The following is a 21801-nucleotide window of genomic DNA, read 5'->3' on the forward strand; positions in this document are numbered from 1 at the left end:
GCCGCGGCGTCAGCTCAGCAGCCCTCGACCGCCGTCGGTCCGTACTGCGGGCGCCCGCCGGGACGGGCGCGCCGACGTGGGAGGATGGCGATCATGCTGCGTTGGTTGACATCGGGTGAGTCGCACGGTGAGGCCCTGGTCGGGATCCTCGACGGGCTGCCCGCGGGCGTCGAGCTCACGACGGACGACGTGCGCGCCGCGCTCGCGCGCCGCCGCCTCGGGTACGGCCGCGGTTCGCGGCAGAAGTTCGAGCAGGACGAGCTGCGCGTCCTCGGCGGCCTGCGCCACGGCGTGACCCAGGGCGGGCCGCTGGCCATCGAGATCGCGAACTCCGAGTGGCCCAAGTGGGTCGACGTCATGTCGTCCGACCCGGTGCCGCCCGAGGCCCTGCTCGTCGACGCCGGGACGGGCGACGTCCGGGAGATCGCGCGCAACCGCCCGCTCACCCGGCCCCGCCCGGGGCACGCCGACCTTGTCGGCATGCGCAAGTACGGCTTCGAGGACGCGCGCCCCGTGCTCGAGCGCGCCTCGGCGCGCGAGACGGCGACGCGCGTCGCGCTCGGCACGGCCGCGGCGAAGTTCCTCGAGCAGGCGCTCGGCGTCCGGCTCGTGTCGCACGTCGTCGCCATCGGGCCGGTCGAGGTCCCCGAGGACGCGCCGGTGCCCGGCCCCGACGACGTCACGGCGCTCGACGCGGACCCGGTCCGCTGCTTCGACCCCGACGCCGCCGCGGCCATGGTCGCGGAGATCGACGAGTGCCAGAAGGCGGGCGACACCCTCGGCGGCGTCGTCGAGGTGCTCGCGTACGGGGTCCCCTCGGGCCTGGGCACCTACGCGCAGAGCGACCGTCGCCTCGACGCGCGCCTCGCCGCCGTCCTCATGGGGATCCAGGCGATCAAGGGCGTCGAGGTCGGCGACGGCTTCCGCACCGCGCGCCGCCGCGGGTCCGCCGCGCACGACGAGATCGAGCGCGGCGCCGACGGCCGCATCCACCGTCGCAGCAACCGCGCCGGCGGCGTCGAGGGTGGCATGTCGAACGGCGAGGTGGTGCGCGTGCGCGCCGCCATGAAGCCGATCTCGACGGTGCCGCGCGCGCTCGCGACGGTCGACGTCGTCACCGGCGACGTCGCCAAGGCCCAGCACCAGCGCTCCGACGTGTGCGCGGTCCCGCCCGCGGCGGTCGTCGCCGAGGCGATGGTCGCGCTCGTGCTCGCCGAGCAGGCGCTCGAGAAGTTCGGCGGCGACTCCGTCGCGGAGGTCCGCCGGAACGCCGAGGCGTACCTCGCCGCGATCCCCGAGCTGCAGCGCTGATGACGCCCGTCGCCCCGGGGACCCGCCCGGTCGTCGTGCTGGTCGGCCCGCCCGGCAGCGGGAAGTCGACCGTCGCACGCCACCTGGCCGAGCTGCTCCGCCTCGCGCAGCGCGACACGGACGTCGACGTCGAGACCACGGCCGGGAAGCCGGTCGCGGACATCTTCGTCGACCACGGCGAGCCCCACTTCCGCGAGCTCGAGCGCGAGGCGGTGACGACCGCGCTCGCGACGCACGACGGCGTCCTCGCCCTGGGCGGCGGCGCGGTGCTCGACGAGCACACGCAGACCGCGCTCGCGGCGTACGTCGCCGCGGGCGGGACGGTCGTGTTCCTCGACGTGAGCCTCGCGCACGCCGCGCCGCGCGTCGGCCTCAACCAGGCGCGCCCGCTCCTGCTCGGCAACCCGCGGGCGCGCTGGGCCGCCCTCATGGAGGCGCGTCGGCCCGTCTACGAGCGGGTCTCGACGCTGCACGTCGTCACCGACGCGCGCACGCCCGCCCAGGTCGCGCGCGAGATCCGCGGGCACCTCGCGGGCGACGTCGCGCCCGGCACCCCGGGGCGCACGACGCCCGCACCCGCGCCGGCCGACCCCGCCGGCACCCCGGTCGAACAGGAGAACGCGTGACCCCCGACGCCACCACCCCCGCCCAGGACCCGGCCGCCGCCGCGCCGACGCGCGTGCGGGTCGCGGGCGAGCAGCCGTACGACGTCGTCGTGGGGCGCCACCTGCTCGGCGAGCTGCCCGCGATGCTCGGCGACTCGGTGCGCCGGGTGCTCGTCGTGCACCCCGCGGCCCTCGCCGCGACCGCCGAGGTCGTCCACGAGGACCTCAAGGCGTCGGGCTACGAGGCATACGTCGCGGAGGTGCCGGACGCCGAGGAGGCCAAGACCGCTCAGGTCGCCGCGTTCCTCTGGGGCGTGCTCGGGCAGCTGGACTTCACGCGCACGGACGCGGTCGTCACGGTCGGCGGCGGTGCGACCACGGACCTCGGCGGCTTCGTCGCCGCGACGTGGCTGCGCGGCATCCGCGTGGTGCACGTGCCGACGACGCTCCTCGCGATGGTCGACGCCGCGGTCGGGGGCAAGACCGGCATCAACACCGCCGAGGGCAAGAACCTCGTCGGCGCGTTCCACCCGCCGGCGGGCGTCCTGTGCGACCTCGCGGCCCTGGAGTCGCTCGGGCGCTGGGACTTCGTCGCGGGGCTCGCGGAGGTCGTCAAGACGGGGTTCATCGCGGACGAGCGCATCCTCGAGCTCGTCGAGGCGCACGCCGACGCGCTCGCCGCGTGGGGCACCCGGCCGACGACGGACGAGACCTGGGCCGTCGTCGCCGAGCTCGTCGAGCGCTCGGTCGCGGTCAAGGCGCGCGTCGTGGGGGAGGACCTCAAGGAGGCCGGGCTGCGCGAGATCCTCAACTACGGCCACACGCTGGGCCACGCCGTCGAGCTCACCGAGCGCTACCAGTGGCGCCACGGAGCGGCCGTCTCCGTCGGCATGGTGTTCGCCGCCGAGCTCTCGCGCCTCGCCGGGAAGCTGGACGACGCCGTCGTCGACCGCCACCGCGCGATCCTCGGCTCGCTCGGGCTGCCCCTCACCTACCGGGGCGACCGGTGGGAGCAGCTGCTGTCCGCCATGCGCCGCGACAAGAAGTCGCGCGGCGACCTCCTGCGCTTCGTGGTGCTCGACGACGTCGCCCGCCCGACGCGCCTCGAGGGCCCGGACCCGACGCTCCTCGCCGCGGCCTACGCCGAGATCGCGGCGGACGCCCCGGTGGGCCGCGGGCCGATCGCCCTCTGACGGATCCCCGGCAGGGTCAGGCCCAGAGCCCTCGTCCGCGGAGCACGTCGCGCAGCACGTCCGAGCGGTCGGTGACGATGCCGTCGACCCCGAGGTCGAGCAGCCGGTGCATCGTCGGCGCGTCGTTGACCGTCCAGGCGTGCACCGCGACGCCGGCCCGGTGCGCGGCCCGCACGAACGCCGAGTCCACGACCCGGACCCAGCCCTCGCGCACCGGGACCTGGAGGCAGTCGACCGAGCGGGCCGCGAGGCGGGCGAGCGCGTCCGCGCGCGCCCGCCCTGCGAGCAGCATGCCCACCACCGCGCCTCGCGCGCCGGACACGGTCACGGGGCGCGAGAGCCGCGCCACGGTCGCCTCCCGCCGCGACGCGGCGAACGACGCGACGCACACGCGGTCGTGCGCGCGCGTGCGCTCGATCGCGCGCGCGACGGGCTCGGCCGCCGCGGCCGACTTGACGTCGACGTTCACCCGCAGGTCCGGCCACGTCCCGAGGACGTCCTCCAGCGACGGCACCGGCTCCCGGCCGCCGATCCGGGCGGTGCGCACCGTGCGCCACGGCAGGTCGGCGACCAGGCCGCGCGCGTCGGTCGTCCGGTCCAGCGAGGCGTCGTGGAGCGCCACCGCGACGCCGTCCGACGTCGCGTGCGCGTCCGTCTCGACGTACCGGAGCCCCAGCTCGCGGGCCGCCGCGAACGCCGCCATCGAGTTCTCCAGGCCGTCGCGCGAGAAGCCGCGGTGCGCGAGCGCCGCGAACGGGGCGTCGAGGTAGCGCGTCGCGCTCATGCTGCTGTCCGCGGACGCCCGCCGGACGATGCGGGGACGGGCGCGGAGCGCAGGTGCGGGTGCCGTGCCGGAGGTCGGGGACGGGCAGCGCTGAAGGTCACCCCGCCAGCCTGCCCGAGGCCGTGGTCCGTCGCCCGTCGGGAGCGGCCCCGGACGTGTCGCCGTCGCTCGCTCCGGCACGGCTAGGCTCGGGCGCCATGGAACGCGTGCTCGTCCTCAACGGACCCAACCTCGGCCGGCTCGGCGTGCGCGAGCCGGAGATCTACGGCTCGGCCTCGATGGCGGACCTCCGCGAGTCGGCGACGACGTGGGGGAGCGCGCTGGACCTCGCCGTCGACGTGCGGCAGACCGACGACGAGTCCGAGCTCGTCGGCTGGCTGCACGAGGCCGTCGACGCGCGGGCCCACGTCGTGCTCAACCCGGCCGCGTTCACGCACTACTCCTACGCGGTGCGCGACGCCGCCGCGCAGGTCACGACGTCCGGCCTGCTGCTGGTCGAGGTCCACCTCAGCAACCCGGCGGCGCGCGAGGCGTTCCGCAGCCACTCCGTCGTGGGGGCGGTCGCGACCGGCACGGTCGCGGGCTTCGGGTTCGACTCCTACCGGCTCGCGCTGGAGGCCGTCGCGGCTCGCCTTCGGTCCACCCAGGCTTGATCTGCTCCGATCAAGCCTCCGGGCTTGATGGTCGACGAACAAGGGTCTAGCCTTGATGTCATGTACGTGCTGACCGTCGACCAGCGGGGGAGCACCGGTCGCCCCGACCGCGTCCCCCAGGTGCTCGCGCGCCTCGACGAGATGCTGGCAGGCCGCGGCGGCGTCGTCGTCCCGTTCGCGCGGACGGTCGGCGACGAGGTCCAGGGCGTCCTCGACGACCCGGAGGTCGTCGTCGAGGTCGTGCTCGACCTCCTGCGCGACGGCGGCTGGAGCGTCGGCCTCGGCGTCGGGCCGGTCGACGAGCCGCTGCCCGCGGTCTCGCGCGAGGCGTCGGGCACGGCGTTCGTGCGGGCCCGCGAGGCGGTCGAGCAGGCGAAGTCGCGCGCGGCCACGGCGCCCGTCGCCGTCCGCGGGGAGCCCGCGACGCGCGCCGCGGAGGTCGAGGCGCTCCTGCGCCTCCTCGCGGCGGTCGTGGACCGGCGCACCGCGCCCGGGTGGGAGGCTGTCGACGCGCTGGCGCGTGTGGGTGGGACCCAGAAGGATGTGGCTCGCGCGCTCGGCGTGTCCGAGCAAGCGGTCAGCCAGCGGCTGCGCACCGCGCTGTGGCCCGAGGAGGCGGCGGCGCGGCCCGTGGTCGCGAGGCTGCTGGGCGAGCTCCACGAGGGGCCGCCGGCGGATCGGCAGGAGGAGAAGGCGTGACGGACCCGGTGACGGTCGTGCTCGTGGTGCTCGTCTGGGTGGTCGCGCTCGCCGCGAGCGTCCTCGGCGGCGGCCCCGTGACCCAGGGGGTCCTGCGCGCGGCGGCGCGCGCGGGCGGCTCTGCCGCCCCGGGCCGCGCCGGCCGGCCGCGGCGCGGTGCCCCGGCAGACCCGGCGGCCGTCCCGGTGCCCCCGCCGCCCCCTCCGACGACGGGACCGATCGGCACGGAGGCCGTCAAGGCCCTGCGCGGTGGGACGTGGATCGGGATCCTCGAGCGGTTCGCGATCACGGGCTGCCTCCTCGCGGGCGAGCCGGGCGGCATCGCCTTCGTCGTCGCGATCAAGGGCCTGGGCCGCTACCCCGAGCTGCGCGAGCACCCCGTCGCGTCGGAGCGCTTCGTCATCGGGACGCTCGCCTCGATGTGCTGGGCGGCGACCCTGGGCGTCGTGGCGAACGCGGTCCTCGCCGCGCTCCGGTAAGATCGTCAAGGCCCATTTCCGCATCCCGCTCTCGTGGCCCCGTCGTGCCGTCCCGGCACGCGGCAGCGCGTCGACGGGACCGCTGACCCTCCGACAGGAAGACGAACGTGGCGACCACCAACGACATCAAGAACGGCACCGTGCTGCGACTCGACGGCCAGCTGTGGACCGTGATCGAGTTCCAGCACGTCAAGCCCGGCAAGGGTGGCGCGTTCGTCCGCACCAAGATCAAGAACGTCATGACGGGCAAGACGATCGACAAGACGTTCAACGCCGGCCTCAAGATCGAGACCGCCAACGTCGACCGCCGTGACTTCCAGTACCTGTACCAGGACGGCGCGGACTACGTGTTCATGGACACCTCGACGTACGACCAGATCACGGTCGGCGCCGAGATCGTCGGCGACGCCAAGGACTACATGCTCGAGAACCAGAACGTGCTCATCGCGTCGAACGACGGCCAGCCGCTCTACATCGAGCTGCCCGCCTCGGTCGTCCTCGAGATCACGTACACCGAGCCGGGCCTGCAGGGCGACCGCTCGACGGGCGGCACCAAGCCCGCGACGCTCGAGACGGGCGCGCAGATCCAGGTCCCGCTCTTCCTCGAGCAGGGCACCAAGGTCAAGGTCGACACGCGTGACGGGTCGTACCTCGGCCGCGTGAACGACTGACCGCCGGCACCGACGGACAGACGACGGACTGACATGGCCGCACGCACCAAGGCGCGCAAGCGCGCGCTCGACGTCCTCTTCGAGGCGGAGCAGCGTCACGTGGACCCGACGACCCTCCTCGCGGAGCGCGTCGCCGACCCCGGGACGGCGCAGACCGCGCTGCCGCAGTACGCGGTCGACATCGTCGAGGGCGTGCTCGCCCACCGCGAGCGCATCGACGAGCTGCTCGAGACGTACTCCCACGGGTGGACGCTCGAGCGCATGCCCGCCGTCGACCGGGCGCTGCTGCGCATCGGCGGCTGGGAGATCCTCTTCAACGACGACGTCCCGGACGTCGTCGCGATCGACGAGGCCGTCGACCTCGCGCGCTCCCTGTCGACCGACGACTCGCCGTCGTTCGTCAACGGGCTGCTCGCGCGCATCGTCGAGATGAAGCCGACGATCACGGCCTGACCGCGGCGCCCGGCCGCGGCCGGGCGCCGCCTCGCGCGGCGTCGGTCACGGGTGTGACCGACGCCGCGTCCCACCGGGCGGGACGCGCACCCGGCCGCCGGACCACCGGCGGTAGGGTGGGTGACCGTCAGACATCCTTTAAGGCCCGTCCTGTGAGGCGGGGAAGGAGGTCGCCGGACATGAGCTCTGGCGCTGCTGTGCCCACACCATCCGCACCCCGGCCGGGGTCCGACCCCGAGACGGGTCCGACCGCCGGGACCGTCGTCCTCACGGCGGCGGACATCTCCCGCGCGCTGACGCGCATCGCCCACGAGATCGTGGAGCGCAACAAGGGAGCCCACGACCTCGTCCTCCTCGGCATCCCGACGCGCGGCGTCCCGCTCGCGGCCCGGCTCGCCGAGCGTCTCGCCGCGATCGAGGCAGACGGCGCGCCCGACCCGCACGCGATCGTCGGCGAGCTCGACGTGACGATGTACCGCGACGACCTGCACCGTCACCCGACGCGCACGATCGGCGCGACGCGCCTGCCCGCGTCGGGGATCGACGGCAAGGTCGTGGTCCTCGTCGACGACGTCCTGTACTCCGGCCGCACGATCCGGGCCGCGCTCGACGCGATCAGCGACCTCGGCCGCCCGCGCGCGGTGCAGCTCGCGGCGCTCGTCGACCGCGGCCACCGGGAGCTGCCGATCCGCCCCGACTTCGTGGGCAAGAACCTGCCCACGTCGACGTCCGAGCGCGTGAGCGTGCGCCTCGCCGAGATCGACGGCGCTCCCGCGGCGGGCGACGCGTCCGCCGACGCGGTGGTCATCCGGCCCGCTGCTGCGCAGCCGGGCTCCTCCGAGGACGGGGAGGCCCGCGCATGAGGCACCTGCTCTCGACCCAGGACCTCGGGCGTGCCGACGCGATCCGCATCCTCGACACGTCCGCCCAGATGGCCGCGACGCAGTCCCGCGAGATCAAGAAGCTCCCGACGCTGCGCGGTCGCACGGTCGTCAATCTCTTCTACGAGGACTCCACGCGCACGCGCATCTCCTTCGAGACCGCCGCGAAGCGGCTGTCCGCGGACGTCATCAACTTCTCGGCCAAGGGGTCGAGCGTGTCCAAGGGCGAGTCGCTCAAGGACACCGCGCTGACGCTCCAGGCGATGGGTGCGGACGCGGTCGTCGTGCGGCACCAGGCGTCGGGCGCCCCGCACCTGCTCGCGCACGCGGGCTGGCTCGACGCGGCCGTGGTCAACGCGGGCGACGGCATGCACCAGCACCCGACGCAGGCGCTCCTCGACGCGTACACGCTGCGCCGCCACCTCACCGGGACGGGCCTGACGTCGCCGGGCGCGAGCGGTCCCGACGACGCCGCGGCGCGCGGCGCGGGCCTCGACGGGCGCCACGTCGCGATCGTCGGCGACGTGCTGCACTCGCGGGTCGCGCGCTCGAACGTCCACCTGCTGCACACGCTCGGGGCCCGCGTGACGCTCGTCGCGCCGCCCACGCTCCTGCCGGTCGGCGTCCAGACGTGGCCGTGCGAGGTCTCCTACGACCTGGACGCGGCCCTCGCGGGAGACACGGCGCACGGCGGCCCCGACGCCGTGATGATGCTGCGCGTGCAGCGCGAGCGCATGAGCGGCGCCGGCGCGGGGGGCGGGGCCTTCTTCCCGAACCCGCTCGAGTACAGCCGCAAGTACGGGCTCGACGCTCGGCGCCTCGGGCTCCTCGCCGAGCACGCCGTCGTCCTGCACCCCGGCCCCATGAACCGCGGCCTCGAGATCTCCGCGCAGGCGGCGGACTCGCCGCGCGCGGTGATCGTCGAGCAGGTCGCGAACGGCGTCGCCGTGCGCATGGCCGTGCTCTACCTCCTCCTCGCGGGCAGCGACGAGGCCGACGCCGCGGCGTCGGCCGCGCCCCTGCCCTCCGCCCAGCCCGTCCCCGCCGTCGAAAGGGTCTCCGCCTCGTGAGCAGCGCCGCAACCACCACGTACGTCCTGCGCGGCGCGCGCCCGCTGGGCGGCGACCCCGTCGACCTCGTCCTCGCGGACGGCGTGGTCGCCGAGCTCGCCCCGGTCGGCGCCGCGCGCGCCGCGGACGACGACGGCACCGTCGTCGTCGACGCGACGGGCCTCGTCGCCTTGCCCGGGCTGGTCGACCTGCACACCCACCTGCGCGAGCCGGGGCGCGAGGACGCCGAGACGATCGCGTCCGGCACCCGCGCCGCGGCGGCGGGCGGCTTCACGGCCGTGCACGCGATGGCGAACACGACCCCGGTCGCGGACACCGCGGGCGTCGTCGAGCAGGTGTGGCGTCTCGGGCGCGACGCGGGCTGGGTCGACGTGCACCCCGTGGGCGCCGTCTCCGTCGGGCTCGCGGGCGAGCAGCTCGCCGAGCTCGGCGCGATGGCCGACTCCGCGGCCCGCGTGCGGGTGTTCTCGGACGACGGGAAGTGCGTCGACGACCCGATCCTCATGCGCCGCGCCCTCGAGTACGTCAAGGCGTTCGACGGCGTCGTCGCCCAGCACGCGCAGGAGCCTCGCCTCACCGAGGGCGCCCAGATGAACGAGGGCGTCGTGTCGGCGGAGCTCGGCCTGGCGGGCTGGCCCGCGGTCGCCGAGGAGGCGATCATCGCGCGCGACGTGCTCCTCGCGGAGCACGTGGGCTCGCGCCTGCACGTGTGCCACCTCTCGACCGCCGGCTCGGTCGAGATCGTCCGCTGGGCCAAGGGCCGCGGGATCGACGTCACGGCCGAGGTCACGCCGCACCACCTCGTGCTCACGGACGACCTGGCGCGCGGCTACGACCCGACGTTCAAGGTCAACCCGCCGCTGCGCACGGCCGCGGACGTCGAGGCGGTGCGCGAGGGCCTCGCCGACGGCACGATCGACATCGTCGCGACCGACCACGCGCCGCACGCGCGCGAGGACAAGGACTGCGAGTGGGCCGCGGCCGCGTTCGGCATGACGGGCCTCGAGACGGCGCTGAGCGTCGTGCAGCAGACCATGGTCGACACGGGCCGCATGACGTGGGCCGACGTCGCTCGCGTGCTGTCGAGCGCGCCCGCGCGCATCGGCCGCATCGACACGGGGGAGCGCGCCCAGGGCCGCCCGCTCGAGGTCGGCGAGCCTGCCAACGTCACGCTCGTCGACCCGGCCGCGCGGCGCGTGGTCGACGGGGCCGGGCAGGCCACCGCGAGCACCAACACGCCCTTCCAGGGCCGCGAGCTGCCCGGTGCGGTCGTCGCGACGTTCCTGCGGGGCCGGGCCACCGTGCTCGACGGCGCGCCCGTCGAGGCGGTCGCGGCCGGTCGGGGGGTGGGGGCGTGAACCTGCCGCAGCCCGTCGCGGCCGGGATCTGGATCGTGCTCGGCGTCGTCCTGCTGACGCTCGTGCTCGTCGGCCGTCGCCGGCTCGTGCGCCGCTCCGCGGGCTTCGTCCCGACGCCGCCCGCCGTGCCGGCGGAGGCCGCGCGCGGCGGCGTCGTGCTCGGCCCGCTCGACGCGCTGTACGTGTCGAGCACGCTCGCGGGCGACTGGCTCGCGCGCGTCGGCGCCCACGGCCTCGGCGACCGGGCGCAGGCCCAGGTCACCGTGCACGACGCCGGCCTGCACGTCGCGCGCCGCGGCGCCGACGACGTGTGGGTCCCCGCCGCGGCCGTCGAGGACGTGGCGCTCACCCCGGGCATGGCGGGGAAGTTCGTCGGGAAGGAAGCCATCGTCGTGGTGACGTGGTCCGTCCCCGCCGAGCCGGTCCCGGCCGACGCCCCCGAGGCCCCGCCGCACCCCGAGGTGCGGCTCGACACCGGCCTCATGCCGCGCCACGACCACGACGTCCCGCGTCTCCTGGAGGCCGTGCGCGACCTCGCCGGCCGCCCCCGGGACGCGGGCGGCGACGGCACCCGCGAACGACGAACCGGGGCGCCGAGCAGCGCCACCGACGCACCCACCGACCAGGACGGCCCGGCGCCGACGCGCGAGAGCGCGGCACCCGGCACCGACGAGAACGACGAGGAAGCACCTTGACCGCCTCAGCGAACGCAGTGAGCTCACCGACCGCAGTCACCTCGGTGACCGGCGCACCCGCCCCCGACCGGGCCCTGATCGTCCTCGAGGACGGCACCGTGCAGCCCGGCCGCGCGTACGGCGCGCGCGGCACGACCGTCGGCGAGATCGTCTTCAACACCGGCATGACCGGCTACCAGGAGACCCTCACCGACCCCTCCTACCACCGGCAGATCGTCGTCATGACGGCCCCCCACATCGGGAACACGGGCGTCAACGACGAGGACCCGGAGTCCGGCAAGATCTGGGTCGCCGGGTACGTCGTGCGCGACGCGGCCCGTCGCGCGTCGAGCTGGCGCGCGCAGCGCACCCTCGACGAGGAGCTCGCGGCCCAGGGCGTCGTCGGCATCAGCGACGTCGACACGCGCGCCCTCACGCGCCACCTGCGCGAGCTCGGCGTGATGCGCGCGGGCATCTTTTCCGGCGACGCGCTCGTGCGCGACGGCTACCCGCGCACCGTGGAGGACCTCGTGGCCGAGGTGAAGGCGGCGCCCGCGATGGCCGGCGCCGACCTCGCCCGCGAGGTGAGCACCGACACGGCGTACGTCGTCGAGCCCTTCGAGGGCACGACGCCGGACGGCGAGCCCGTCGCTACCGTCGTCGCCGTGGACCTCGGCATCAAGTCGATGACGCCCCAGCGTCTCGCCCAGCGCGGCGTGCGCGTGCACGTGGTGCCCGCGGCCTCGACGATCGCGGACATCGAGGCGTACGCGCCCGACGGCGTCTTCTTCTCCAACGGCCCGGGCGACCCGAGCGCCGCGACCCACGAGGTCGAGCTGCTGCGCGACGTCCTGGACCGCGGCACGCCGTTCTTCGGCATCTGCTTCGGCAACCAGATCCTCGGGCGCGCGCTCGGCTACGGCACGTACAAGCTCGCCTACGGCCACCGCGGCATCAACCAGCCCGTCATGGACCGCCGCACCGGCAAGGTGGAGGTCACGGCGCACAACCACGGGTTCGCGGTCGACGCGCCGCTCGACGGCGAGTCCGTTGCCCCGCACGACGGCGGCCGCTACGGGCGCGTCGTCGTGTCCCACGTCGGGCTCAACGACCAGGTGGTCGAGGGGCTCGAGTGCCTCGACCTGCCCGCCTTCTCCGTCCAGTACCACCCCGAGGCCGCGGCCGGCCCCCACGACGCCGCGTACCTCTTCGACCGCTTCGTCGAGCTCATGACGTCGCGTCGCGCCGCCGGCGCGGCGGGCGCGGGCTCCGACGCCGTCGAGCAGACCACCAAGGAGAGCTGACCGTGCCTCGCAGAACCGACATCTCCAGCGTCCTGGTCATCGGGTCCGGCCCGATCGTCATCGGCCAGGCGTGCGAGTTCGACTACTCCGGCACCCAGGCGTGTCGCGTGCTCCAGGAGGAGGGCCTGCGGGTCGTCCTCGTGAACTCGAACCCGGCGACGATCATGACCGACCCCGAGTTCGCCGACGCGACCTACGTCGAGCCGATCACGACCGAGGTCCTCACGTCGATCATCGCCAAGGAACGCCCCGACGCGCTGCTGCCGACGCTCGGCGGTCAGACGGCGCTCAACGCGGCGATCGCGCTCGACGAGGCGGGCGTCCTCGCCGAGTACGGTGTCGAGCTCATCGGCGCGAACATCGCGGCGATCCAGAAGGGCGAGGACCGTCAGCAGTTCAAGGACGTCGTCGAGACGTGCGGCGGCGAGTCCGCGCGCTCGGTCATCGTCCACACGGTCGACGAGGCGATCGCGGCCGCGGGCGACCTCGGCTACCCGATGGTCGTGCGCCCGTCGTTCACGATGGGCGGCCTCGGCTCGGGCTTCGCGTACGACGAGGACGAGCTGCGCCGCATCGTCGGCCAGGGCCTGCACTACTCCCCGGTGACGGAGGTGCTCCTCGAGGAGTCGATCCTCGGCTGGAAGGAGTACGAGCTCGAGCTCATGCGCGACAAGAACGACAACGTCGTGGTCGTGTGCTCGATCGAGAACGTCGACCCCGTCGGCGTGCACACGGGCGACTCGATCACGGTCGCGCCCGCGCTCACGCTCACCGACCGCGAGTACCAGAAGCTGCGCGACATCGGCATCGCCGTCATCCGCGAGGTCGGCGTCGACACGGGCGGCTGCAACATCCAGTTCGCCGTCGACCCGGACACGGGCCGCGTCATCGTCATCGAGATGAACCCGCGCGTCTCGCGGTCGTCCGCGCTCGCGTCCAAGGCGACCGGGTTCCCCATCGCGAAGATCGCGGCGAAGCTCGCCGTCGGCTACACGCTCGACGAGATCCCCAACGACATCACGCAGGTCACGCCGGCCTCGTTCGAGCCGACGCTCGACTACGTGGTCGTCAAGGTGCCGCGGTTCGCGTTCGAGAAGTTCCCGGCCGCGGACCCGACGCTCACGACGACCATGAAGTCGGTCGGCGAGGCGATGGCGCTCGGGCGCAACTTCACCGAGGCGCTCGGCAAGGCGCTGCGCTCGATCGACAAGGGCGGCTCGGTCTTCCACTGGGACGGCGAGCCCGTCTCCGGCGCGGAGCTCGACGAGCTGCTCGTGCGCATCGCGCGCCCCACGGAGAACCGGATCATCGGCGTCCAGCAGGCGCTGCGCGCCGGGGCGAGCGTGGAGCAGGTGTTCGAGGCCACGAAGATCGACCCGTGGTACCTCGACCAGATCCAGCTGGTCAACGAGGTCGCGGCGGCCGTCGCCGACGCGCCCGCGCTCACGGAGGACGTGCTGCGCGAGGCGAAGAAGCACGGCCTGTCCGACGCGCAGGTCGCGCGCCTGCGCGGCATGGGCCCGGCGGGCGAGGCGACCGTGCGCGAGGTCCGCTACGCGCTCGGCGTCCGGCCCGTCTACAAGACGGTCGACACGTGCGCGGCCGAGTTCGCCGCCCGCACGCCGTACCACTACTCGTCGTACGACCTGGAGACCGAGGTCGCCCCGCGCGAGCGCGAGGCCGTGATCATTCTCGGCTCGGGCCCGAACCGCATCGGCCAGGGCATCGAGTTCGACTACTCGTGCGTGCACGCGGCCCTCACGCTGCGCGAGCGCTACGAGACGGTCATGGTCAACTGCAACCCGGAGACGGTCTCGACCGACTACGACACGTCCGACCGCCTCTACTTCGAGCCGCTGACGTTCGAGGACGTGCTCGAGGTCTACCAGGCGGAGCTCGCCGCGGGACCGGTCAAGGGCATCATCGTCCAGCTCGGCGGTCAGACGCCGCTCGCGCTCGCGCAGCGCCTCGCGGACGCCGGCCTGCCGATCCTCGGCACGAGCCCCGAGGCGATCGACGCCGCGGAGGACCGCGGCGAGTTCGGCCGCGTGCTCGTCGAGGCGGGCCTGCCCGCCCCGGCGTTCGGCACGGCGCGCTCGCTGGACGAGGCGAAGGACGTCGCGGCCGGCATCGGCTACCCGGTGCTCGTGCGCCCGTCCTACGTGCTCGGCGGTCGCGGCATGGAGATCGTGTACTCGGCCGAGCAACTCACGGGCTACGTCGAGCGCGCCCTCGTGGCGGCCGCGGCGGAGGACCGCACGGCCGGGACGTTGCCCGCGCCGCTGCTCATCGACCGGTTCCTCGACGACGCCATGGAGATCGACGTCGACGCGCTCTACGACGGCACCGAGCTCTTCCTCGGCGGCGTGATGGAGCACATCGAGGAGGCGGGCATCCACTCGGGCGACTCGGCGTGCGTCCTGCCGCCCGTGTCGCTCTCGGAGCAGGAGATCGAGCGCATCCGCCGCTCGACCGAGGCCATCGCGAAGGGCGTCGGCGTGCGCGGCCTGCTCAACGTCCAGTACGCGCTCGTCTCCGACGTGCTCTACGTCCTGGAGGCCAACCCCCGTGCGTCGCGCACGGTGCCGTTCGTCTCGAAGGCGACGGGCACGTCGCTCGCGAAGGCTGCGGCGCGCGTCATGGCGGGCGAGTCGATCGCCGAGCTGCGCGCCGCGGGCGTGCTGCCCGCCGAGGGCGACGGCGGCACGCTCCCGCTCGACGCGCCGATCGCGGTCAAGGAGGCGGTCCTGCCGTTCAAGCGCTTCCGCACCGCGGACGGCGTCGTGGTCGACACGGTGCTCGGTCCGGAGATGCGCTCGACGGGCGAGGTCATGGGCTTCGACCGCGACTTCCCGCACGCGTTCGCCAAGTCGCAGGCCGCCGCGTTCGGCGGGCTGCCGACGTCGGGCCGCGTGTTCGTCTCCGTCGCCGACCGCGACAAGCGCTCGATCGTCTTCCCGGTCAAGCGGCTCGCGGAGCTCGGGTTCGAGATCCTCGCGACGGACGGCACGTCGAGCGTGCTGCGCCGCAACGGCATCGCGTCGCGCGTGGTGCGCAAGTTCTCCGCGGGTCGCGGGGCGGACGGCGAGCCGACGATCGTCGACCTCATCACGGCCGGCGAGGTGGACATGGTCATCAACACGCCGTCCGGGCAGGGCGCGCGCGCCGACGGCTACGAGATCCGCGCGGCCACGACGGCGGCCGACAAGCCGATCGCCACGACGGTCGACCAGCTCGCCGCCGCGGTGCAGGGCATCGAGGCCGTCCTCGCCGGGCCGTTCGCGGTCGCGAGCCTCCAGGAGCACATGGCGGGCGAGGGGCTGACCGACGGCGTCGAGCTGCCCGCGCCCGCCGCGGAGCGGGTGGGCGCGTGAGCGCGGGCTTCGGCGCGCGCCTCGCGGCGGCGACGGCGGACCACGGGCCGCTGTGCGTGGGCATCGACCCGCACCCGGGCCTGCTCGCGGACTGGGGCCTGCCCGACGACGCCTCCGGGCTGCGCGAGTTCGGCCTGCGGGTCGTCGAGGCGGTCGGGGGCCGCGTGGCCGCGGTCAAGCCGCAGTCGGCGTTCTTCGAGCGCCACGGGTCGCGCGGCGTCGCAGCGCTGGAGGAGGTCCTCGCGGCGGCCCGCGCCGCCGGGACGCTGACGATCATGGACGCCAAGCGCGGCGACATCGGCTCGACCATGGCCGCGTACGCCGACGCGTACCTGCGCGACGGCTCGCCGCTCGCGGCGGACGCGCTGACCGTGTCGCCGTACCTGGGGTTCGGGTCGCTGCAGCCCGCGGTCGACGCGGCGCTGGAGACGGGGCGCGGCCTGTTCGTGCTGTGCCTGACGTCGAACCCCGAGGGCGCCGAGGTGCAGCACGCGCGCCGGGGCGCCGGGGCGGGCGTGGAGTCCGTCGCGGCGCACGTCGCGCGCGAGGCGGCCCAGGTGAACGCCCCGGTCGTCGCCGCGGGCGACGCGCTCGGGCCGGTCGGGCTCGTGGTCGGCGCGACGATCGCGGACGCCGCGGCGCGCACCGGCACGGACCTCGCGGCCGTGCGCGGGCCGCTCCTGGCGCCCGGCGTGGGCGCGCAGGGCGCGGGCGCGGCCGAGCTCGCCGCCGTGTTCGGCGACGCGCGGCGCCAGGTGCTCGCGTCGTCGTCGCGCGGGGTGCTGCGCGCCGGGCCGGACGCGGACGCGCTGCGCGCGGCGGCCCGCGCCGCCACGGACGAGGCGGCGCAGGCCCTGCGCGGCTGAGCCCCGCACCTCCCGGGACCGGGCCGGCACCCTCGCGGGTGCCGGCCCGGTCGCCGTCGTGCCCCGCGGTCGCGTGCCAGACTGCGCCCATGACCTCCCGCGACGAGACGACCGACCCCGCCCCGACCGCTGCCGGTACGCCTCCGGAGCTGCCCCCGCCGGGAGCCGTGCCGGGCGCCCTGGACGTGCCGGGCACGTGGAACGCGCGCGACGTGGGCGGTCGGGCGGTGCCGGCCGGTCACGACGAGCCGCTGCGGACGGGCGTGCTGCTGCGCACGGCGAGCCTGTCCCGGCTCACCCCCGCGGGCCAGGCCGCGATCGTCGACCTGGACGTGCGGACGGTCGTGGACCTGCGCGGCGGGGACGAGCTCGCGCGCGACGGCGCGGACGCCGTCCCGGGCGGCGTACGCGTGCTGCGCCGGGGCATGGACCCGACGCCGGGCCTGGTCGACGGGGGAGCGGGCGCGGGCGCCTCGGCGGACCCGGCGGCGCTCGTCGCGGGCCTGCTCGCGGCCGACGACCCGGCCGCGGTCGCGCGGCGCCTCATGCACGGCGTGTACGCGACGTTCGTCACGGACCCGGGCATCCGGGAGACGGTCGGCCGAGTCTTGGCGGACGTCGCCGCGGCCGACGGCGCGAGCGTCGTGCACTGCTCGGCGGGCAAGGACCGCACGGGCTGGGTCGTGGCCCTCGTGCAGTACGTCGCGGGGGTCCCGGAGGAGGAGCGCATGGTCGAGTACCTCGCGAGCGCAGCGGCGGCCGAGGGGCTCGCCGCGCTCGTGCCCCCGCTGCCCGGGCTGTCGCCCGAGGCGCTGGCGCCGGTCCTCACCGTCGAGCCCGCGTACCTGGAGGGCGCGTGGGAGCTCGCGGTGCGCGAGCACGGGAGCATCGACGACTACCTCGTGGCGTGCGGCGTGACGACGGCGGTGCGCGACGCGCTCGTGGCGCGCCTCGTGGCGTCCTGAGCCGCCCTCGATCCGCGTCCCGCCCTCGTTCCGCCGTCGTTCCGGGCCCGCCGCCGGGGCCGTTGCGGAGACCGTCCCGCGTACGGCCGCGGACGACGCGCCATGCCCAGTCGTTGCCCGATCGCCCGAGGCTCGCTACTTTCGAGGGGTCGGCTCCGTGCGTCGGCGCAGGTCGCCCGGGTGATCCACCCGGTCGGGGCTCCACCTGCGGGCACGCCGGGACGACTGAGTGGGCCCATCCGCCTGACGACGAGTAGGTGACTTGCGTGGCACTTCCACCCCTGACCCCAGAACAGCGCGCGGCGGCGCTCGAGAAGGCCGCGGAGGCACGACGCGTGCGCGCCGAGGTGAAGAACCGGCTCAAGTACTCCCAGGGCTCCCTGAAGGAGGTCATCGAGCGCGGCCAGACGGACGACATGATCGGCAAGCTCAAGGTCGTCTCGTTGCTGGAGTCCCTGCCCGGCGTGGGTAAGGTGAAGGCTCGGGCGATCATGGAGGAGATCGGGATCGCCGAGACACGTCGTGTCCGCGGCCTCGGCCCCCACCAGTCCGCGGCCCTCATCGAGAGGTTTGGCTGACATTTCCGCGCACCCGTCCGAGCCGACGCCGTCCGTCCCCGGCGGGGAGACCACGGGGCCGGCGTCGCCGCCCGTCGTCCCCGGCCCCGCCCGCCTGACCGTCCTGGCCGGCCCGACCGCCGTCGGGAAGGGCACGGTGTCGGCCGACATCCGGGCCCGCTACCCGGAGGTGTGGTTGTCCGTGTCGGCGACGACGCGCGACCCGCGGCCGGGCGAGGTGGACGGCGTGCACTACCTGTTCGTCGGCCCGGACGAGTTCGCGCGCATGGTCGCGGACCGTGAGCTGCTGGAGTGGGCCGTCGTGCACGGGCGCAACAGCTACGGCACGCCCCGGCGCGCGGTCGAGGAGAAGCTCGCCGCGGGCGTGCCGGCGCTCCTGGAGATCGACCTCCAGGGTGCGCGCCAGGTCCGCGCGTCGATGCCCGAGGCCCGGTTCGTGTTCCTGGCGCCGCCGAGCTGGGACGAGCTCGTGCGTCGCCTGGTCGGCCGCGGCACGGAGGACGCGGAGGAGCGGGAGCGCCGTCTGACGACGGCCCGGGTCGAGCTCGCGGCGGAGTCGGAGTTCGACCACGTCATCGTCAACGACGAGGTGCACCGCGCGACGGACGAGCTGGTGCGCGTCATGGGGCTCGAGCCCCGTCCCGTCCCGGCGGAGGGCTCGTCCCCGGCGTCGTCCCCCGTGCCGTCCGGGCACGGCGAGGGGCACAGCGAGTAGACTGTCCTGCGGTGCCCGTGCGCGGGCGTTCCCCCGTGGGCCCGAGGCCCGGTCGGCGGCCCGTCCTGCGACGTGGTGCCGCGGCCGCCCGGTCCCGGACGGGGGCGCCGTGCGCGCCGCCGCCATCGACCAGCTGCAGCGCCCGCTGCAGACCCTTGAACCCACGGAGCGAACTGTGTCCGGAACCGTCGCCGCCCCCGAGGGCATCACCGACCCGCCCATCGACGACCTGCTCGAGCACGTCGACTCGAAGTACGCGCTGGTCATCTACTCGGCCAAGCGCGCGCGCCAGATCAACGCGTACTACTCGCAGCTCAGCGAGGGCCTCCTGGAGAACGTCGGGCCGCTGCTCGAGACGCGCAACCAGGAGAAGCCGCTCTCGATCGCGATGCGCGAGATCAACGCGGGCCTGCTGACGATCGAGGCCGAGCCCGACGAGGCCCCCGAGGCCTGAGCCCGCACGCCGCGCACCTCCACCGGAGGGCGCGGCGTTCGTGCGTCCGCGCCCGGGTGCGCGGGCCCCTTCCCCGCCGCGGTCGGCGGCGGGTCTGAGCCGGACCTCCAGGAGGAACGACATGCGGATCGTGCTCGGTGTGAGCGGCGGGGTCGCGGCGTACAAGGCCGTGCTGCTGCTGCGGCTGCTGCGGGAGCAGGGCCATCGGGTGCGGGTGGTGCCGACGGCGTCGGCCCTGCGCTTCGTGGGCGCGCCCACGTGGGAGGCGCTGTCGGGCGAGCCGGCCACGGACCAGGTGTTCGAGGACGTCGAGCACGTGCCGCACGTCGCGCTGGGCCAGGGTGCCGACCTCGTGGTCGTGGCGCCTGCCACGGCGGACCTGCTGGCGCGCGCGGCGGCCGGGCGCGCGGACGACCTGCTGACCTCGACGCTGCTCACCGCGCGCTGCCCGGTGGTCATGGCGCCCGCGATGCACACGGAGATGTGGGAGCACCCGGCGACGGCCGCGAACGTGGCGACGCTGCGGGCGCGGGGCGTGCACGTGATCGAGCCGGCGTCCGGCCGCCTCACGGGGGCGGACACCGGGCCGGGGCGCCTGCCCGAGCCGGACGAGATCGCGCGCGTCGCGCTCGCCGTCGTGGAGGACGCGTCCCGCGCGACCGCCGCCGACGCGGGCGCGGAGCCGGGCCACGGGCCGGACCACGGGCTCGCGCAGGATCTCGCGGGCCGGCGCGTCGTGGTGTCGGCGGGCGGGACGCGCGAGCCGATCGACCCGGTGCGGTTCATCGGCAACCGGTCGAGCGGGCGCCAGGGCGTCGAGCTCGCGCGGGCCGCGGCGGCGCGCGGCGCGCACGTCACGCTCGTGGCCGCGAACCTGTCCCCGGACGTGGCCGCGCTCGTGCGCGCGCCCGGGGGCGTGCCCGACGCCGTGGTGGAGGTCGAGACGACGGCGCAGCTGCGCGACGCGGTGCGGTCGGCGGCGGCCGGGGCGGACGTCGTCGTCATGGCGGCGGCCGTCGCGGACTTCCGCCCGGCCCACGCGCCCGACGCGAAGATCAAGAAGGTGCCGGGCCAGGGGCCCGAGCCGATCGCGCTCGTGGAGAACCCGGACGTGCTCGCCGAGCTCGCCCGCGACCGGCTGCGCCCCGGCCAGGTGGTGGTCGGCTTCGCGGCGGAGACCGGTGACGCGCACGGGTCCGTGCTCGACCACGGCCGGGCCAAGGCGCGGCGCAAGGGCGCGGACCTGCTCGTGGTCAACGCCGTGGGCGAGGGGCGCGGGTTCGCGGTCGACGCGAACGACGTGACCGTGGTCGACGGCGCGGGGGACGTCGTCGCGACGGCGAGCGGGTCGAAGGGCGAGGTCGCGGACGCGGTGTGGGACGTCGTCGTGCCGCGCGTGGCGCCGCCGGTCGAGCGGGCCGGGGCGGGCGAGTGACCCGCGTCTCGTCTCGCCTGCCGGATACGCTCGCTCACCTTTCGGGACAGTAGGCTGTGCGCCATGGCTGAGCTGCGTCTCTTCACGTCCGAGTCCGTCACCGAGGGGCACCCGGACAAGGTCTGCGACCAGATCTCCGACGCGATCCTCGACGCGCTCCTCGCGCAGGACCCGACGTCCCGCGTGGCGGTGGAGACGATGGTCACCACGGGCCTGGTGCACGTCGCCGGCGAGGTGACGACCGACGCGTACGTCGAGATCCCGCAGATCGTGCGCGACGTCGTGCGCCGGATCGGGTACACGTCGTCGGTGATCGGCTTCGACGCGGACTCGTGCGGCATCTCGGTGTCGATCGGCCAGCAGTCGCCGGACATCGCGCAGGGCGTCGACAAGAGCCTCGAGGAGCGCGACGACCAGGGCGACCACGACCCCCTCGACGCGCAGGGCGCGGGCGACCAGGGCCTGATGTTCGGGTACGCGAGCGACGACACGCCGAGCCTCATGCCCCTGCCGGTGTGGCTCGCGCACCGTCTCGCGGAGCGCCTGGCGGCGGTGCGCCGGGACGGCACGGTGCCGGGACTGCGCCCGGACGGCAAGACGCAGGTCACCGTCGGGTACGACGGCGACCGCGCGGTCAGCCTCGACACGGTGGTCCTCTCGACGCAGCACGACCCGGACGTTCGTCAGGACGAGCTGCACCGGCAGGTCGCGGCGCAGGTCGTGGCCCCCGTGCTCGACGCCGCGGGCCTCGACCTCGACGTGCGCGCGACGCGCCTGTTCGTCAACCCCACCGGCACGTTCGTCGTGGGCGGCCCGCAGGGTGACGCGGGCCTGACGGGCCGCAAGATCATCGTCGACACGTACGGCGGCATGGCCCGCCACGGCGGGGGCGCGTTCTCCGGCAAGGACCCTTCGAAGGTGGACCGCTCGGCCGCGTACGCGACGCGCTGGGTCGCGAAGAACGTCGTCGCGGCTGGTCTGGCGCGGCGCTGCGAGGTGCAGGTCGCGTACGCGATCGGCAAGGCGCACCCCGTCGGGCTGTACGTGGAGACGTTCGGCACGGAGAAGGTCCCGGTCGAGCGCATCACGGCCGCGATCCGCGAGGTGTTCGACCTGCGCCCGGCGGCGATCATCCGCGACCTGGACCTGCTGCGTCCCATCTACGCCCCGACGGCGGCCTACGGGCACTTCGGGCGCGAGCTCGAGCAGTTCACGTGGGAGCGCACGGACCGCGTCGCGGACCTGCAGTCCCAGGTGTGAGGAGCGTCGTCGCGCCGGT

22 protein-coding genes are annotated in these 21801 nt (G+C 75.0%); 21 read left to right on the forward strand and 1 reads right to left on the reverse strand.

What is annotated here, in order from left to right; all coding sequences use genetic code 11:
• The first annotated feature begins 93 nt into the window (after window positions 1-93).
• The 3 genes from aroC to aroB are packed head-to-tail and all read left to right on the forward strand — an operon-like array spanning window position 94 to window position 3109.
• Window positions 94-1311 carry a chorismate synthase gene (aroC, locus tag RSE42_RS09240; RefSeq protein WP_043658430.1) on the forward strand — a complete coding sequence of 406 codons (1218 nt, stop codon included), beginning with the start codon at window positions 94-96 and terminating at the stop codon, window positions 1309-1311.
• Window positions 1311-1937: a shikimate kinase gene (locus RSE42_RS09245; RefSeq protein ID WP_415298715.1), complete on the forward strand. Its 627-nt coding sequence runs from the start codon at window positions 1311-1313 to the stop codon at window positions 1935-1937. The genes aroC and RSE42_RS09245 overlap by 1 nt, the downstream gene beginning before the upstream one ends.
• The gene (gene aroB / locus RSE42_RS09250; protein ID WP_415298717.1) at window positions 1934-3109 is read left to right on the forward strand and encodes a 3-dehydroquinate synthase; all 1176 of its coding nucleotides are present in this window, start codon (window positions 1934-1936) and stop codon (window positions 3107-3109) included. Before RSE42_RS09245 ends, aroB begins: the two co-directional genes overlap by 4 nt.
• 16 nt (window positions 3110-3125) lie before the next feature.
• Here the strand turns inward: aroB and RSE42_RS09255 are convergent, their stop codons facing one another.
• Window positions 3126-3893, reverse strand: coding sequence for a glycerophosphodiester phosphodiesterase family protein (locus RSE42_RS09255; RefSeq protein ID WP_061267279.1), 768 nt, complete (start codon window positions 3891-3893; stop codon window positions 3126-3128).
• 197 nt (window positions 3894-4090) lie between these two features.
• Between RSE42_RS09255 and RSE42_RS09260 the strand changes: the two genes are divergently transcribed.
• From RSE42_RS09260 to metK, 18 genes are all read left to right on the forward strand, one after another.
• On the forward strand, window positions 4091-4546 hold the full coding sequence (locus RSE42_RS09260; protein WP_144682696.1) for a type II 3-dehydroquinate dehydratase: 456 nt from the start codon (window positions 4091-4093) through the stop codon (window positions 4544-4546).
• A gap of 60 nt (window positions 4547-4606) precedes the next feature.
• Window positions 4607-5245, forward strand: coding sequence for a hypothetical protein (locus RSE42_RS09265; protein ID WP_415298720.1), 639 nt, complete (start codon window positions 4607-4609; stop codon window positions 5243-5245).
• Window positions 5242-5724: a hypothetical protein gene (locus RSE42_RS09270; RefSeq protein ID WP_206153989.1), complete on the forward strand. Its 483-nt coding sequence runs from the start codon at window positions 5242-5244 to the stop codon at window positions 5722-5724. Before RSE42_RS09265 ends, RSE42_RS09270 begins: the two co-directional genes overlap by 4 nt.
• Before the next feature lie 107 nt (window positions 5725-5831).
• Window positions 5832-6395 carry an elongation factor P gene (gene efp / locus RSE42_RS09275; protein ID WP_021482610.1) on the forward strand — a complete coding sequence of 188 codons (564 nt, stop codon included), beginning with the start codon at window positions 5832-5834 and terminating at the stop codon, window positions 6393-6395.
• Between the two features lie 33 nt (window positions 6396-6428).
• Complete coding sequence (gene nusB / locus RSE42_RS09280; protein WP_021482611.1) at window positions 6429-6848, forward strand: transcription antitermination factor NusB; 420 nt, start codon at window positions 6429-6431, stop codon at window positions 6846-6848.
• A gap of 179 nt (window positions 6849-7027) precedes the next feature.
• Entirely contained in the window at window positions 7028-7711 is a 684-nt protein-coding gene (gene pyrR / locus RSE42_RS09285; protein ID WP_085387982.1) for a bifunctional pyr operon transcriptional regulator/uracil phosphoribosyltransferase PyrR, read from the forward strand.
• Window positions 7708-8799 (forward strand): aspartate carbamoyltransferase catalytic subunit, encoded by a 1092-nt coding sequence (locus RSE42_RS09290; RefSeq protein ID WP_061267283.1) that lies wholly within the window; start codon window positions 7708-7710, stop codon window positions 8797-8799. Before pyrR ends, RSE42_RS09290 begins: the two co-directional genes overlap by 4 nt.
• Window positions 8796-10157, forward strand: a complete 1362-nt coding sequence (locus tag RSE42_RS09295) for a dihydroorotase (protein WP_051028381.1) — start codon at window positions 8796-8798, stop codon at window positions 10155-10157. Before RSE42_RS09290 ends, RSE42_RS09295 begins: the two co-directional genes overlap by 4 nt.
• On the forward strand, window positions 10154-10852 hold the full coding sequence (locus RSE42_RS09300) for a hypothetical protein (RefSeq protein WP_051028380.1): 699 nt from the start codon (window positions 10154-10156) through the stop codon (window positions 10850-10852). The genes RSE42_RS09295 and RSE42_RS09300 overlap by 4 nt, the downstream gene beginning before the upstream one ends.
• Before the next feature lie 44 nt (window positions 10853-10896).
• Entirely contained in the window at window positions 10897-12135 is a 1239-nt protein-coding gene (carA, locus tag RSE42_RS09305) for a glutamine-hydrolyzing carbamoyl-phosphate synthase small subunit (RefSeq protein ID WP_076404893.1), read from the forward strand.
• Between the two features lie 2 nt (window positions 12136-12137).
• On the forward strand, window positions 12138-15509 hold the full coding sequence (carB, locus tag RSE42_RS09310; protein WP_034656344.1) for a carbamoyl-phosphate synthase large subunit: 3372 nt from the start codon (window positions 12138-12140) through the stop codon (window positions 15507-15509).
• Window positions 15506-16375, forward strand: a complete 870-nt coding sequence (gene pyrF, locus RSE42_RS09315) for an orotidine-5'-phosphate decarboxylase (protein WP_085387981.1) — start codon at window positions 15506-15508, stop codon at window positions 16373-16375. Before carB ends, pyrF begins: the two co-directional genes overlap by 4 nt.
• Before the next feature lie 89 nt (window positions 16376-16464).
• Entirely contained in the window at window positions 16465-17340 is an 876-nt protein-coding gene (locus tag RSE42_RS09320) for a tyrosine-protein phosphatase (protein WP_137280467.1), read from the forward strand.
• A gap of 266 nt (window positions 17341-17606) precedes the next feature.
• Window positions 17607-17918: an integration host factor, actinobacterial type gene (mihF, locus tag RSE42_RS09325; RefSeq protein WP_021482878.1), complete on the forward strand. Its 312-nt coding sequence runs from the start codon at window positions 17607-17609 to the stop codon at window positions 17916-17918.
• Between the two features lie 103 nt (window positions 17919-18021).
• Window positions 18022-18633: a guanylate kinase gene (gmk, locus tag RSE42_RS09330; RefSeq protein ID WP_198163233.1), complete on the forward strand. Its 612-nt coding sequence runs from the start codon at window positions 18022-18024 to the stop codon at window positions 18631-18633.
• Between the two features lie 175 nt (window positions 18634-18808).
• Window positions 18809-19087 (forward strand): DNA-directed RNA polymerase subunit omega, encoded by a 279-nt coding sequence (rpoZ, locus tag RSE42_RS09335; RefSeq protein WP_031316460.1) that lies wholly within the window; start codon window positions 18809-18811, stop codon window positions 19085-19087.
• Between the two features lie 121 nt (window positions 19088-19208).
• Window positions 19209-20522: a bifunctional phosphopantothenoylcysteine decarboxylase/phosphopantothenate synthase gene (locus RSE42_RS09340; protein WP_415298726.1), complete on the forward strand. Its 1314-nt coding sequence runs from the start codon at window positions 19209-19211 to the stop codon at window positions 20520-20522.
• Between the two features lie 63 nt (window positions 20523-20585).
• Window positions 20586-21782 (forward strand): methionine adenosyltransferase, encoded by a 1197-nt coding sequence (gene metK / locus RSE42_RS09345; RefSeq protein ID WP_034653075.1) that lies wholly within the window; start codon window positions 20586-20588, stop codon window positions 21780-21782.
• Window positions 21783-21801 lie beyond the last annotated feature (19 nt).

Source organism: Cellulosimicrobium sp. SJTW-1 (assembly GCF_047716875.1).
In the GTDB taxonomy this organism is placed as follows: domain Bacteria; phylum Actinomycetota; class Actinomycetes; order Actinomycetales; family Cellulomonadaceae; genus Cellulosimicrobium; species Cellulosimicrobium funkei.